The 14,685-nt window shown below is 52.7% G+C and carries 11 protein-coding genes; 4 read left to right on the plus strand and 7 right to left on the minus strand.

The features are described 5' to 3' along the window. Positions 1 to 28: 28 nt before the first annotated feature. Positions 29 to 3,127 carry a PD-(D/E)XK nuclease family protein gene (locus tag ACYVI1_RS13310; protein ID WP_460910870.1) on the plus strand — a complete coding sequence of 1,033 codons (3,099 nt, stop codon included), beginning with the start codon at positions 29 to 31 and terminating at the stop codon, positions 3,125 to 3,127. A gap of 304 nt (positions 3,128 to 3,431) precedes the next feature. Here ACYVI1_RS13310 and ACYVI1_RS13315 read toward each other — a convergent pair whose 3' ends face one another. The 5 genes from ACYVI1_RS13315 to ACYVI1_RS13335 all read right to left on the minus strand — a co-directional run bounded on the left by ACYVI1_RS13315 (position 3,432) and on the right by ACYVI1_RS13335 (position 10,701). Continuing rightward, positions 3,432 to 5,831, minus strand: coding sequence for a TonB-dependent receptor (locus ACYVI1_RS13315; protein ID WP_460910873.1), 2,400 nt, complete (start codon positions 5,829 to 5,831; stop codon positions 3,432 to 3,434). A gap of 60 nt (positions 5,832 to 5,891) precedes the next feature. Further along, positions 5,892 to 7,043: a DUF4249 domain-containing protein gene (locus ACYVI1_RS13320; protein ID WP_460910876.1), complete on the minus strand. Its 1,152-nt coding sequence runs from the start codon at positions 7,041 to 7,043 to the stop codon at positions 5,892 to 5,894. Between the two features lie 86 nt (positions 7,044 to 7,129). Further along, entirely contained in the window at positions 7,130 to 8,341 is a 1,212-nt protein-coding gene (locus ACYVI1_RS13325; protein WP_460910879.1) for a beta-alanine-activating enzyme beta-propeller domain-containing protein, read from the minus strand. Positions 8,342 to 8,431: 90 nt separating this feature from the next. Next, positions 8,432 to 9,640, minus strand: coding sequence for a DUF4249 domain-containing protein (locus ACYVI1_RS13330; protein WP_460910882.1), 1,209 nt, complete (start codon positions 9,638 to 9,640; stop codon positions 8,432 to 8,434). 62 nt (positions 9,641 to 9,702) lie between these two features. Next, the gene (locus ACYVI1_RS13335; RefSeq protein ID WP_460910884.1) at positions 9,703 to 10,701 is read right to left on the minus strand and encodes a cation diffusion facilitator family transporter; all 999 of its coding nucleotides are present in this window, start codon (positions 10,699 to 10,701) and stop codon (positions 9,703 to 9,705) included. A gap of 220 nt (positions 10,702 to 10,921) precedes the next feature. Here ACYVI1_RS13335 and ACYVI1_RS13340 point away from each other — a divergent pair, with 220 nt between their 5' ends. From ACYVI1_RS13340 to ACYVI1_RS13350, 3 genes are all read left to right on the plus strand, one after another. Next, positions 10,922 to 11,437 (plus strand): DinB family protein, encoded by a 516-nt coding sequence (locus tag ACYVI1_RS13340; RefSeq protein ID WP_460910887.1) that lies wholly within the window; start codon positions 10,922 to 10,924, stop codon positions 11,435 to 11,437. Between the two features lie 24 nt (positions 11,438 to 11,461). Next, positions 11,462 to 12,010, plus strand: coding sequence for an NUDIX domain-containing protein (locus ACYVI1_RS13345; protein WP_460910890.1), 549 nt, complete (start codon positions 11,462 to 11,464; stop codon positions 12,008 to 12,010). Between the two features lie 99 nt (positions 12,011 to 12,109). After that, the gene (locus ACYVI1_RS13350; RefSeq protein WP_460910893.1) at positions 12,110 to 12,748 is read left to right on the plus strand and encodes a LysE family translocator; all 639 of its coding nucleotides are present in this window, start codon (positions 12,110 to 12,112) and stop codon (positions 12,746 to 12,748) included. A gap of 90 nt (positions 12,749 to 12,838) precedes the next feature. On the opposite strand, the gene ACYVI1_RS13355 is transcribed toward ACYVI1_RS13350, so the two are convergent. Beyond that, on the minus strand, positions 12,839 to 13,603 hold the full coding sequence (locus tag ACYVI1_RS13355) for an SDR family NAD(P)-dependent oxidoreductase (RefSeq protein WP_460910896.1): 765 nt from the start codon (positions 13,601 to 13,603) through the stop codon (positions 12,839 to 12,841). A gap of 136 nt (positions 13,604 to 13,739) precedes the next feature. After that, complete coding sequence (locus ACYVI1_RS13360; protein ID WP_460910899.1) at positions 13,740 to 14,645, minus strand: helix-turn-helix domain-containing protein; 906 nt, start codon at positions 14,643 to 14,645, stop codon at positions 13,740 to 13,742. Between the last annotated feature and the right edge of the window lie 40 nt (positions 14,646 to 14,685).

Here is a 14,685-nt window from a genome sequence, read left to right on the forward strand (position 1 = left end):
CTTTACTGAATAACTTACTACCTGCAACTTGACGTTTCTTCGCCAGACGGCTCAACGAATTTTTGACGCGCATGGCCCCAGCCTCCGCGACGTTTGGGTGATTTTGCCCACCCGCCGGGCCGTATCGGTCTTTCTGGACGAATTAGCTGCTCTTTCTGATCGCCCGTTTCTGGCTCCCCATGCGCTGGCTGTCGATGATTTTATCACGCAGGCGTCTGGTGTTCAGTTGATTGACTCGGTTAGTTTACTGTTTGAACTCTACGACGTTTTCAAGATAATCGATCCGCAGGTTGACTTTGAGCAGTTCATCGGCTGGGCGTCGGTGCTGCTGGCCGACTTCGACCGGATTGACCAATACCTCGTTAGCCCCCACGAACTGTTCAGCTACCTCACAGCCGCCAGACGGCTTGAGCAATGGAATCTGGATCTGCCGCCAAATGCCAACCCCATTGTCGAAACGCCCGGTACAACGCGCTATTTCAAGCTTTTTGAGAACCTGCACACGGCTTACAACGCCCTGCACCAACGCCTGACCGAACAGGGGCTGGCTTATCGGGGCATGGCCTATCGACTGCTTGCTCAGAACGTTGAGTCGCTGATTCGCGATAATCTGGCCTACGAGCGCGTCTATTTTGTAGGTTTCAATGCCCTGAGCCGGGCCGAAGAGCACATTATTCGGGTGCTGGTCGATGCCCGGAAAGCTGAATTGGTCTGGGATGCTGATCAATATTATATCAACGATTGGCGGCAGGAGGCCGGTGAATTTCTGCGCCGATACCGCGATAATGGCTGGTTCTTCTCGAAACAAAACCGCGAAGACCTTAGCCAACTTGCCAATAACCTGCTCGGCACCAAGAAAAACATTCGGGTTGTGGGGGTGCCCAATGCCAGTATGCAGGCCAAGGTGGCCGGGAAGATTTATGGTGAGTGGCAGGGGGCAGGGGTCGGGGAGCGAGGGGCCGGGAACACCGCGGGCGAATTACCGAACACCGGGCACTCGGCCTTACGCCCCAAAACGGCCATCGTACTCGCCGATGAAACCCTGCTCATTCCGGTGTTGTATGCGCTGGACGAAAACGTGACCGATCTAAACGTGACGATGGGCCTGTCGCTGCGGTCGTCGCTGTTGTTTACGCTGGTCGATACGTTGTTTGAGATGCAGCGCACGGTGCATGAGTTTCGGACGAAAGACGGCCGGGATTTGCGGGTGCCCAAGTTTCACCACCGGCACGTTGTCAAACTACTGAATCATCCGTTTGTGAAGCAGTACGAGCGGATTCGGAAACTCATGTGGCCGGGTGAGGTGCTGGAAACAGGGGAGGTCCTGCCGCCCGAACCCCTGTTTCAGTGGCTTGCGAAAGATATTGTACAGAACCAGCGGGTCTATCTGACCGAACGTGAACTTCGGGATTTAGGACAGAATGACCCCCTGGTGCGGGTGCTGTTTGCCCGCTGGCCAAACGAAGAGCCAACAAAGGCCATCCGGGTTTTCTACGACCTCATTGAACTCCTGCGCGACGTGTATCGAACCAGTCAGGATGCCATCGAAATTGAGTACCTCTACCTGTTTTTCACCCTGCTCAAACAACTCGAAGCCACGCTGGACCGGCAGACGGAGTCGGAAGAAAGCGGACAGGTTACAGTGCGGAGTTTCCGGCAGTTTCTCTACGAGCTAATTCGGCAAACGAGTATCCCCTTCACCAGCGAAGGCAAAAGCCAATTGCAGATTATGGGAATGCTCGAAACGCGGGCGCTGGACTTCGAACGGGTTATTATTTTATCGGTCAACGAGGGGATTTTGCCACAGTCGCGTCGACTTAACTCCCTGATTCCGTTCGATATTGCTACTGAACTAAAGCTGCCGACCTATCGCGAGCAGGAGGCTGTTATGGCCTATCACTTTTACCGATTGCTGCAGCGCGCCAGTGAAATTGTGCTGTTGCACACCACCTCGACCGATGCCTACGGCAACAGCAAAGGCGAGCCGAGCCGATTTATCCGCCAGATTGAACATGAATTAGTGAAGAAGGCAGAAAAGAGGGCCGAAGAGAAAGCTAAATTAATAGAGGAAGGTAACCATGAAGAGGCTAAAAAACTTGGTAATCCGGGAATTAACCTGACCAAACCCACTGTTCGATTTGGCCGAACCGGCTCCGATACCGTTGCCGACCTAACCGATTTGCGGGTGCCAAAAACCGAGGACATTCGGGCTAAACTGATTACGATGCTCGAAACGCGGGGGCTGTATCCATCGTACCTGAACCAGTTCGTCAGTTGCTCCATGCGGTTCTATTTCAGCCGCATCGTGAACATCAGCGAGGAAGAAGACATCGAAGAGCGAATGGGCGCGGCTGAGTTTGGGAGTTGGCTGCACAAAGTAATGGAACGCTTAGACCTCGACTACCGGCTGCAGGACTTGCCCATCGACGAAGCCATTATCAAACACCTGCTCGAAGAAGAGTTTGCAAAGTCGATGAAAGGGCGCGTTATCGAATCGGGCATGAATCTGCTGCTGTACGAACTCGCCCAAAAGCTCATGCTCGATTTTCAGCGGCAACAGAATGCCCTGCCCGGACTGACGGTTATTGGCACCGAACAAACCCTCGAAACTTACCTGACCGTGCCCATCGACGGGCGCGACATTCGGGTGCGGATTGCCGGAAAAGTGGATCGCATCGAACGATTTGGCGACCAGATTCGAATTGTGGACTATAAAACGGGCAAGGTCAATTTGTCGGATAAAACGCCTAAAGACCTAACCGATAAACTTTTAAAAGACGGCAGAGAAGACAAAATGCGGCAGTTGTGGCTTTACCGTTACTTAGCTCTCAAGAACATCAGTGAGTTGGGCGGGCTGCCCCGCGACAAAGCCCGGCAGACAATTTTTCCGGCGGCTGGTATACCCGTCGAAGCCGGATTCTACTCATTCCGGGATGTGAATGGCGGTTTCAAAACCAACCCCGTTCGCTTTGACGACAACGACAATCCTGATCAGTACATTAAGGACTCAGAGGAGTTATTGCAGCAATTGATTCGACAGATTCTTGATCCGAACGAGCCGTTTAAGAAAACGGATCAACTCGAAATGTGCCAGTATTGTGATTATAAGGGCATTTGCGGGCGGTGAAGTAGCGAGGAGTACGGTGCATGGAGCGGGGAGTACAAATGCAGACGTCTGCTCCCTGCCCCGCGCTCCCTGCTACTTCCCATAAAAAAAGGCTGGTCGTAGCGCGACCAGCCTTTCCTATTAGAATACAACCTGAATTGAAAAAAGCAATTTTGGTGCTGCCTAAGCAACGAATGACCCAAAATTGGTAAATAAAAAGATTTAATACAACTATTTCGATAAAAATGATTGACAGGATTGCGGAGTAGACGGATTTGTACGGATTAAAAGCAAGTGAAAATCAGCGTAAATCCGTTCCAATCAATCACTTAAAAACGAAGTTGTAGGTCAGCGTCAGGATGGGAGCCGCAAAAATTTGTAGTTTGTAGCCCTGCGTTTTGCCATTCTCAGTTCGAAAGAAGGCTGAGTACGCATTTTTTCGACCGTAGATGTTGTACACCGTGAAAACCCAGTGACCTTCCCACCGCCGGGCACGCATACTGGGGTTATAAATGTTCCACGAAAAATCGAGCCGGTGATAATCGGGTAAGCGGGCCTGATTCCGGTCGTTATAGTAGGGATAAGGCAGGCCCTGGTTAATGACGTAGCCTTCGGGAGCCGTATAGGGTCGTCCGGTGCTGTAAGCAAACGTCCAGCCGAATGTATTGTGTTTGTCGACGCCGATGTTGATAGAGGCATTGATGCTGTGCGGGCGGTCGTAGTTGGCCCGGTACCAGTCGCCCCCGTTGATGCGTTCCCGAACCCCCGCCCCTTCATTCACCTGATTGAACGTGCGGGCGTAGGTGTAGTTAATCCAGCCGGTTAGTTCCCCCTTCTTCTTGGCCAGCATCGTTTCGATGCCATATGCCTGACTGCGACCCTGCAGGAGTTGCGTTTCGGGGAAGGGCTGAAGCAGAAAATTGGCTCCGGGTTTGTAGTCGATTACGTTTTCCGTAGCCCGATAATACGCTTCAAGCGAAAGCTCGTAGGTATTTTTTTTCAGATTACTGAAATACCCAATGGAAACCAACTGACTGATTTGAGGTTTAACATTGGCATCGGAGGTTTTCCAGCGGGCGGTTGGCAGGGGGGTGGTGGTGTTGGTAACGACCTGCAAATACTGCTGCATGAGGTTATAGCCTATTTTGATGGACGAATTTGGCCCTGTTGCGTAGCGAATGCCGAGTCGGGGTTCAAAACCACCATAGGCCTGCGAAACCTGTCCCGCCCCATAGCGGGTCGAGTCGATCACCGAAAAATCATCGACCGCTTCGCCCGGTGCATAGCGTCGTACCAGAGATGGCCCCAGCGACAGAAAACGGGAATACCGTAGTCCCGCCGACACGGCAAGATTGGAGCCAATGGCCAGTTCGTCGTCGGCATGAATAGCCAGTTCCAGCGCGTTCTCGGTGGGTGTTGTGATGGGATTCACGCTGGCACTACTACCGGGTAGCAACGCGCCGGGTTCAATCCGGTAGTGCGTTGCATTGACGCCCACCTCAATTTTATGATTCTCAAGCTGGTAATTGATGTTCGATTTAACCTGCCGCTGAAGCAGGCCCGACTGCAGCGTGACTTTATTGTCGGAATCGAGTTCGGGTAACAGAATTCGGGGAACATAACGGGCATACACGACCGTCGTTTGCAGGTTTAGCCGGGGCGTCAGCACGCTCAGCCAGCGGACCATCGCGTTGACGGTCTGATGGTCATACTGGGTCGATGTGCTGTTGATATTGGCCAGACTGCCGAGTAGCTGCGTCTGAAAAAAATCATAGCTGAAATAGCCCATGGCCGTCAGCGTGTTGCGGTCATTGATGCGCCAGAGTGCTTTTATGACCCCATCGCCGAATTTGGCTTTGATGCCCTCCAGGCGCTTGGAGGCCAATGGAAGCAGAAAATCGTTGAAAGCGCCCCGCCCCGCCACCAGCAGCCCCAGCTTACCTTTCACAATGGGTATTTCGGCCATCAACCGATTTGATACCAGGCTTACCCCGCCCGTCAGCCGGAACTGGTTGAGGTCGGGATTACGCAGCGAAATATCCAGCACCGACGCAGCCCGACCCCCAAATCGGGCCGGAACGTTGCCTTTGTATAAATCCACGCCGTTGGTGGCATCGGGTGGAAAGACCGAAAACAGGCCAAACATGTGCGTGGGGTTAAAAATGGGCGTGTCGTCCAGCAGAATCAGATTCTGGTCGGTGTTGCCGCCCCGGATATTAAGGCCGTTGGCGGCTTCGCCCACGCTCGTAACGCCGGGCAGCATTTGCAGACCCCGCAGCAGGTCGACTTCGCCCAGGGCGGCCGGCAGCTTTCGCAGGGTCAGCAGGTTAATCTGACTAACGCCCAGCAGCGGCTGCCGCACCGTTCGGTCGAAGCCTTTGCTGGTCACGACGACTTCCTCCAACTGGCTCGTCACGGTTGTCAGCCGGGCGTTCACCGTCGTTTCGTTTTCCTGTAAGTTGATGGCCTGCCGATAAGGCACATAGCCAACGCTGCGAAACACGACAATGTGTTCGCCGGTGGGTAGCCGGATGGCGTATTTTCCGTTGGCATCCGTTGTGGTGCCGGTCAGGGCTTTGCGGTAGTCGATGACCACACTAACCCCGGCTATGGGCCGATTGCTGGCTGAGTCGCGCACGGTTCCACTGAGGGTCACAACCACCTGAGCGTAGGCCAGTTGGCCAGTGAGCAGGAGCAAAACAAGGAGACGGAGCGGTGTGGGCATACAGTTGTTGATTTTGAATACGAACGTCTAAAAAAGAAGCCGATGTGGGTGTTTAGTCGGTTACAGCCCTTCGGGTAACAGATCGGTGCGGGTGCGGCTGGGAATACACAGGGCCGACGAGCCGCCACGCGCATTGTCCAGATTCGGTCGGCGACGTTGCTGGGCCTGAAATAAGCCCTGAAACTGCCCCGTCGTTACGTTGTTCCGGTTAATTCGGTAACGTTTCACCGCTACCGACGCGGCTGAGAAATACCCCACTACGCTCTCGGACGGGTTGTCCGGATTGGTAACATTTCCCGACGTAGGCGCGGGGGGCGAGTCGGCTAAGGTGCCGGTGTTCTGGGTCTGGTCGGTGAAGAGTTTGTAGTATCGATAGGCATTGACCGATACCGAAAGCTGCTCAATAACAAGCAGGGCCGGGTCGCGCTGATAAATGGGAATACTGGCGACCTTATGCCCAACCTGCAGGGCGCCATTGCTATACACATCCGTGAAAACATCGGTATCGGTGCTGTAGAAAATATCCCAGCAAAGCCCGCGACAGGGATAATCAAACAGGTTGTAAAGGCCCAGGGTCGTATCCCGAACGCAGCCCAGCACATTGAGCGGCCCACTGCCTACGGGGCCAATGTCCTGAATCTGATAGCGGCCCTGTTCGCAGGTGGCGCACCACACCTGTGACTCGTAGAGTCGCCACCGCCAGAAATAAAAGTTTCGCTCCCCTGCCGGGTCCTGAAAATCAATGTAAATATCATTGCTTGGAATCGGGGCACTACCGGCTGTGGGCTTAACCCCCTGAAGATTAAACTGATCATACGCCTTCAGAATGGGCGGCACCGGCAGCATTGTCTCGACCGATGATTGGTAAGAAACGCCCGGCTCGGTTGTAAAGCGCAGTTGATAGGTTTGGCCAACTTTCCCCCGAAAACCAGTGGGAAAGCCGTAGGTGCCAGGTTCAATTTCGAGCAGTGGCAGGGTAGTGGCGCCATCCACAACGACCATAACCGTTGCCCGTTGCAGCGGGGTACTAATGTTAGAATCCAGACTGGAACGTGTGCGGCTGAGACTAATAGTTTGTCGTTCGTTCAGGTCCGTTACAATACCATTAACAACGATCAGGTCCGTATTCGGTCTGAACGTAGGGTTAAAGGTATCGACGCAGCCGATAAAAAGGGCCACCAGTAAACCAAAGAGAAGAATAGATAGTCTCATCAGAATCAACTCGTTTAAACTATAATCGGACTCATTCATCGTTTTTGCCCCCAGCCTTCTTCAGGACGCTGGGGTAAAACGGCGAATCATTTTCCTGCTCCGCTAACCGTTGGGTAACGCCCCGTTGTTACACTCGCTTGTGCCAGTACCGGGCTGGCCACAATAACACCGTCTGTTTTAAAGGCCCACCGTTGCTGACCCGTTCGGGCGTTCAGGGCGTACAAGCGGGTGTCGGTACTGGCTACGTACACGGTTCCGTTCGTGACGACCGGCGTGGCATAAATGTCATACTCGGTAGTAAACGTCCAGCGTTGCTGACCCGTGGCCGCGTCGAGTGCATACAGGTTTTTATCCCGACTGCCGATGTACACCAGACCATTCGCGACGACTGGGCTGGCATAGATGACGCCATTGGTCGTAAACGACCATTTCAGGCTGCCCGTTGTTGCGTCGAGGGCGTAAAGTTTTTGGTCGGTGCTGCCAAAATAGATGATCCCATTTGCCACGACCGGGCTGGAATCCACGGCTTCATTTGCTTTGAACGCCCAGCGTTGCTTTCCGGTCATGGCGTCGATGGCATAAAGTTTCTGGTCCCGGCTACCCACGTACACCAGACCGCTGGCGATTACCGGGCTTGAAAGAATTGCCCCTGATGTGCTAAACCGCCAGCGTTGCCTGCCGGTGGTGGCGTCCAGCGCATATAACAGGTTATCCTGCCCGCCAATATAAACCAGACCATTGGCCAGGGCTGGGCTTGAATACAGCCCAAAGTCGACCGCAAACACCCAGCGCAAATTGCCGGTGGTGGCATCGAGGGCGTGTAGTTTGCCGTTTTGACTGCCAACATAGATCAGGCCGTTAGCCACCGCTGGGCTGGAATAAACGCGATCGCCGGTCTGGAACGACCAGCGTTTAGCGCCCGTAGCCGCATCGAGTGCATACAGATTATAGTCGTTACTGCCTACATACACCATTCCGTAGGCCACGACCGGACCGGACTGAATGGACGTGTCGGCCCGGAAAACCCAGCGTTGCGTACCGGTGGTTGTATCAACAGCATAGAGCTTGTTATCGAAGCTGGCCACATATACTACCGGTGTTGTAACGGTCACGTTGGCGGGCGTGGTAACGGTCAGCGTTGTAGGCTGCGTAACCGTGGGGACTGTGGACGGAGCCGGTTGCTCACAGCCCGATAAACTGACTGTCAGCAGCCCGACAGGCAAACTTAGCCCGATCAGAGCGAGCCACAGTCTGGCCAGGCGACATCTGAAGGTGGTATTGCCAGAACGTTTAGTCATCAGCGTTGAGTCTTTTTCAGATATAGGTGCTGCCGTTTAGACATAGAGCCTATGGCCTATCGGTTGACTAACCAATTTAGAAACAATTCATTATCGCCAGCCTGCGGGCACGATGGGCGTTCGGGTGCGACTTTTTACACAGACTGCCGAGGGTACGCCCTGCCCGTAGATGGACAGTGTTACCGGAATCGGGCCGGTAACACGGGGCGGTTCAACGTTGGGCATCCGTCCGGTCTGGTAAAAAAACAGGCCATCCGGCAAGCCGCCCTGTGTGTTCCGGCGGTCGAGGTAGTAACGGTTTTCGGACACGGACGACGCCGAAAAATAACCCACTACGTTCTCCCGGCTGTTAGCTACGTTTCGAATGTTGCCCGTTGTGGGTGCGGGTGGGCTGTCGGCCAGGGTTCCGGTATTTTGGGTTTGGTCCTCAAAAAGTTTGTAGTAGCGGTACGCATCCACCGACAGGGACAACTGCTGAACGGCCACCAGGCAGGCATTCGTTTGGGTTAAGGGAATCTGCGCCACCAGCCGTCCCGACTGTGGGCGGCCATTGGCATACTGGTCGGCAAAAATGTTAACGCGCTGGCTGTAGACAATGTCCCAGCAATAGCGAAAGCAGTTGTAATCATAATAAGAAAACGTGCCCAGCCGATCGTCGGGTACGCACCCCCCCGTCAGCCGGTCGCCGAGGTCGGTCAGAAAGTAGCGTCCCTGCCGGCAGGAGGCACACCAGGCTTGCGGCTCCCACAATGTCCACCGCCACAGGTAGAAATTGCGCTCACCGGCGGGATCCTGAAAATCGACGTAAATATCGTTCGAGGGCGTAGCGCCATCTTTCGTTACCTTCTCGATACCCGTCGGGTTGAATCGGTCATACACCTTCAGAATGGGCGCTACGGGTAGCATCTGTTCTGTATTGCTTTCGTATCGGGTGCCTTCGGCAGTGGTAAACCGGAGTTGAAAGCGGTCGCCAACCCGTCCCCTGAAGTTGGGCGAAAACTCATAACTGCCTGGCTCTGTAGTGCTTTCGGGGAGCGTTAGGGCTGTTCCGTTTACGACTACCTCAACCGTCGCTTTGGTGAGTGGCTGGCTCGCCGTGCTGTCGCGATTGGAGCGCGACCGGCTCAGCCGGATTGCCTGCGTTTCGGGCAAATCGGTTATGATACCATCAACAACCAGCAGGTCGGTGTTCGGGCTTAACGACGGGTCGAACTTATCGACGCAACCACTCAGGCCAACGGCTAAACTACCGACGAGCAAAGCGATTTTTATGAATACTGAATGTATAGAATTGACCATTACCTACAATAGGCTTTTTTTCAGAACGATGAGTTTGACAAAAAGTGTGTTGAAACTTCCCGCTATACCACCAGCGGCACAAAGTGCTTCTGGTTGAGTGGCAGGTTTTCAGCGGTCCATTCCACATCCCGCACGAAGGCGAACGCCCGCACGGGACAGTTGGCCACGCGGCAGTAGTGACAGCATTCTTTCTCGCAGGGGTCGGTATGGACGAAAATCTCGACCTCGCCCTGAAACCCGGCTTTGAGCGTATCCTCAAAATGATGCACCTCAGCATGGACCTGATTCAACTTCCAATAGTAGGGCAGCGTCAGGTGGCAGTCGACGTGCAGGTCGGCGCCGTATTTCTGAACGCGCAGGTTATGCACGTCTATCCAGTTGCGGTCTTTATGCACGTTCAACAGGGCCACCACGCGGTGTAGGGTAGGAATATCCGTTTCGTCCATGAGCCGGGCAACAGACTGTCGGGTGATCATAAAGCCGTTGTAAATGACTACCAGGGCGAGCACGACCGACAGCGCGCTATCAATCCAGTGTTTACCCGTGATGCCTACCAGGGCCACCCCGGCCATAACCACAATACTGCTAAAGGTATCGGTAAGGAGGTGTTTGCCGTCGGCGGTTAGAGCCGCTGAATCGGTCTGTCGACCCGACCGAACGAGCATCCCGCCCACAAAAGCGTTGGCAACCGCGGTCAGGCCCACCAGGGCGAAACCCCACCCAAGATTGCTTAACGGTTTAGGCTCGAAAAAACTCAGAATAGCCTGCCAGATAATGACTAACCCCGCCGAGAGGATCATGGCTCCCTCGAAACCCGATGACAGAAATTCGATTTTTCCGTGACCGTAGGGATGGTTTTGGTCGGCGGGCTGCCCGGCTAAGTAGATGCTGTAAAACGCAAATCCGCTGGCAATAACATTAACAATCGACTCGACCGCGTCGCTCAGAATGGCCGTCGAGTAGGTCAGAAAGTAAGCCGTAAATTTAAGTATCAACAACACGATACTCAGCCCGAGCGAGATGCTCATCCAACGGTATTTTGTTTGTTGACTGGCACTCATGAAGCGTTTCTGATTTGTAGCCCGGACGGCCACGTCCGGGTGTATGTATTGAGTTTCTTACACCCGGACGTGGCCGTCCGGGCTACAAATCAGAAACCAGTAGAATCGGCAAAGTTAACGATTCGTTGCCGGATTGTTCGTACTTTTGCCCGCTGTACGCGACCCTGTGGCACACCCTCAGTTGATAATGTACAGCAAGGCAAACAAGTAGCATCAGCCAATGACGATAGGAAAAGAATTAGAACAGGAGCTAACCCTTGAAGCAGCCGTAACCAGACGATTTTTAGAGAAGGTAACTTTTGACAAAGCAGGTTTTAAACCAACTGAAAAATCGGAGACGCTGGGGCGGTTAGCAATTCACGTTGCTGAAATTATTGCCTGGTGGAAAGAATGTATTGACAATGACAAATTAGATTTCATTGACTTTGAGCCGAGGGACATTCAATCAAACGACGATCTCCTGTCTTATTTTGACAATTTACTGACTGACGCAAAAGCGGCTTTGTTGACGGTTTCCGATGAAGAACTTATGAGCGATTGGTCTATGACGCACGGCGAAGATGTTCTTTTTACATTGCCTAAAAAACAGGTACTCCGGCTTTTTTGCATGAACCATTTAGTCCACCACCGTGCTCAGCTTGGTACGTATTTAAGGCTGTTGACTATTCCAGTTCCAGCAACGTATGGACCTTCTGCCGATGATGACCATGTTATTCTTATCAACAGATTTCAATAAGATTAGCAGCACGACCTTTCCCGCATGAACTCGACAGAAAACCCCTGGCAGACACTCAATTCGTCGGTCAAATATGAAAACCCCTGGCTGGCCATTCGGCACGAAGAGGTTATTACGCCAGCCGGCACGCCGGGCATTTATGGTGTGGTTAGTTTTAAAAACAAAGCGGTTGGTGTTATTCCAATCGATGCCGATGGAAACACCTATTTAGTGGGGCAATATCGATATGCGCTCGACGAATATTCGTGGGAAATTCCCGAAGGCGGCTCGCCCCTCGGTGTAGACCCCCTCGAATCGGCCCGGCGCGAACTGAAAGAAGAAACGGGTCTGGAGGCCCAAAAATGGACCAAAATTGCCCGCATCCATACCTCCAACTCGGCTACCGACGAAGAAGGGTTTTTGTACATTGCCGAAGAATTGGTGCAGGGCGACCACGCGCCCGAAGAAACCGAAGACCTGCGTATCTGGAAACTCCCGTTAGCCGAAGCCGTTGAGATGGCCCTGACCAGCCGAATCACCGATTCACTCAGCGTCAGCGGGCTTTTGATCGTCGCCCGGCTGCGGGGAATCTAACTTTTTTAACGGTTAAACGGTTCAAGTTCAATAGTCCAGGTTTAACGCAATCTGAAACTTGACCCATTGAACCTGGAACATTAACTAACAAACAGGCCCGTGTTCTTACCCATTCTTTTCGGTTTTCTGCTCGGTGTTGGCCTTTGCCTGACGTTTGGAACGGTGTTTTTTGCGCTGATTCAGAACAGTGTGGACAATGGATTCCGCTCTGGTATGAAGATTATTTTTGGCGTCATCGTCGGCGATATTCTGTTTGTGCTGGCCGCCCTGCTCGGTACGGCGTTCATTCCCAAAGTGCAGGGCTTCGAGAACCTGATGGCCGTGGTAGGTGTGCTGTTCCTGATCGCCATGGGCTTAGTCAATATTCTGAAAGGAACGCCCCGGCTGGCCTACCCCAAAACCCGTTTCGGCAACTTCGTGTATTACTTCACCACGGGTTTTTTTCTGAATGCCCTCAACCCAGTCAACTTTGTGGCGTGGGTGGCCATTGTGGCCTATATCCGGTCGCACCTGCATTACGACCTGGCTCAGCAATATGGGTTCATGATAGCCGCATTGGTGGGTGTATTCGTGACCGAAACGGCGCTGGCCTATTATGCCAACCGGCTCAAACGACTCTTTACGCCCCGCGTCGTCAAGATTTTCAACCGCACAACGGGCGTCGTCTTCCTCATCGGGGCGGCCAACATTGCCTACTCGCGCCTGCTGGAACCGCTCTCAAGGGCAATCAACTGGTAAGGAATTTAATGTTGAATGACAGATTGATTGAATGATTGAATAGGTTGTGCGTCAGCTATTCAATCAATCTGTCATTCAACATTATAACCGTCAAAGGTTCATTCCACCCGATACCTCGATTCGCTGGGCATTGATCCAGTGCGCTTCTTCTGTGCACAGAAAAGCAACCACACCGCCAATATCGTCGGGCAGGCCAACCCGGCCTAACGCCGTAATGCCCGCTATATGTTTATTGACCTCAGCATTATCCCGCACCACACCACCGCCGAAGTCTGTTTCAATGGCACCCGGCGCTACAACATTGACCGCGATTCTGCGGGAGCCAAGTTCTTTCGCCATGTACATGGTCAGGATTTCAATAGCTCCTTTCAATGACCCATAAACGGCCCTTCCCGGTGAGGTAAAGCGGGACAGACCCGTAGAAATATTAACGATGCGTCCGCCATCCCTGAGGATGAGTAGTAATTTCTGCGTCAGAAAATAGACGCCTTTGAAATTAATGTTCATCAACTGGTCAAAAGCATCCTCAGTCGTATTGCCAATGGGCGTAGAGAGGCCAATGCCCGCATTGTTGATCAAAAAGTCGAACCTGTCGGTGGTAAACTGTTCGTTCAGGACCGTCGATAGCTGAGCAACAAACGCATCAAACTGTTTTACATCACCCGTATTGAGTTGTAAGGCTGCGGCTTTCTGGCCTGCCTGTTCAATTTCGGCCACTACGGCCTGAGCCTCTTCCCGTTTACTGTTGTAAGTCAGTATAACATCGATTCCTTTTTTTGCTAAGCTAAGCGCCATGTTTTTGCCCAGTCCACGGCTGCCGCCGGTCACTACCGCGATTTTCCTGTTGGTTGTCATCTGGTTAATTTGTTTTTGCAGGGGTAGGGCAAAAACTGTTGCCCTGTACGATTTGAGGATACAAAGGTAGCGTCGTGAGCAGGCGGGCAGGTTGCAAACATCAATCCGAAGTTTGCAAAATTCAAACCAGACGGCTCTACGCGCGGAAGGCTACGGGTGCCAGTGACGTTTGTTTTTTGAAGAAGTTGGAGAAGTGCGCTACTTCTTCAAAGCCGAGGGAGTAAGCGATTTCGGAAATGTTCCAATCCGTTTGTTTTAGCAGAATCTTGGCCTCCTGAAGAATACGATGGCTAATCAGGGCCGTTGTGGTTTTGCCGGTATGTTCTTTCAGAATTTTATTCAGGTGATTGACGTGTACCGAGAGCCGGTCGGCATACTCTTTGGCCGTGCGAAGGGCCAGCTTTTGATGGGGCGATTCAATCGGAAATTGTCGTTCCAGCAACTCGATGAACAACGAAGAAACCCGTGCTGAAGCCGTATGGGTTGGGTATAAAGCCGAAGCGGGCTGTAGCTTTTGCCCGTAGTGAATCAGTTCGAGGACGTAATTACGCAGCAGGTCGTATTTATAGGCATAATCCGACGATAACTCGTTGTACATCTTCTCAAAGATATACGTCAGGTCATTGGCTTCTTCGTCGGAAAGCTGGAAAATAGGATAACCGCCCGGCCTGAAAATAGGTAGCTCATTGAGAGCGACCCCACTTTTTTGCTGAATCAGAAAATCGGCGGTAAAAATGCAGAAGTAGCCAAACTGATTCTCATCCTGTGGCAGCCAGTGATACGGGATTTTGGGCGTAGCAAACAAGAGGGCGTTTTTTTCGATGTCGATGACTTTGTCGGCATATTCTGCCCGGTTGCGACCACGGATGATGCTGATTTTATAATACGCCCGCCGGTTATAAGGCATAATCGGCTTCTTCCTGAATTTAGCGACTATATCGGCTACTTTAAACACATTGAAGTGCCCGATTTCCCTGTTGATGCCTTCAGGAATAAGCCCCGCCGTTTCCCGGTAAAATTCTTCCAGTGTAGTCGCTTCCATAGCCTACTTGATTTGCAAAAATCAACTGTAGGGAATACGT

The sequence above is a fragment of the Spirosoma areae genome, assembly GCF_054781775.1.

Coding starts and splice junctions, on each gene's coding strand:
- ACYVI1_RS13315 (WP_460910873.1), bottom strand. CDS start 5,831: ATGCCCACACCGCTCCGTCTCCTTGTTTTGCTCCTGCTCACTGGCCAA.
- ACYVI1_RS13320 (WP_460910876.1), bottom strand. CDS start 7,043: ATGAGACTATCTATTCTTCTCTTTGGTTTACTGGTGGCCCTTTTTATC.
- ACYVI1_RS13325 (WP_460910879.1), bottom strand. CDS start 8,341: ATGACTAAACGTTCTGGCAATACCACCTTCAGATGTCGCCTGGCCAGA.
- ACYVI1_RS13330 (WP_460910882.1), bottom strand. CDS start 9,640: ATGGTCAATTCTATACATTCAGTATTCATAAAAATCGCTTTGCTCGTC.
- ACYVI1_RS13335 (WP_460910884.1), bottom strand. CDS start 10,701: ATGAGTGCCAGTCAACAAACAAAATACCGTTGGATGAGCATCTCGCTC.
- ACYVI1_RS13340 (WP_460910887.1), top strand. CDS start 10,922: ATGACGATAGGAAAAGAATTAGAACAGGAGCTAACCCTTGAAGCAGCC.
- ACYVI1_RS13345 (WP_460910890.1), top strand. CDS start 11,462: ATGAACTCGACAGAAAACCCCTGGCAGACACTCAATTCGTCGGTCAAA.
- ACYVI1_RS13355 (WP_460910896.1), bottom strand. CDS start 13,603: ATGACAACCAACAGGAAAATCGCGGTAGTGACCGGCGGCAGCCGTGGA.
- ACYVI1_RS13360 (WP_460910899.1), bottom strand. CDS start 14,645: ATGGAAGCGACTACACTGGAAGAATTTTACCGGGAAACGGCGGGGCTT.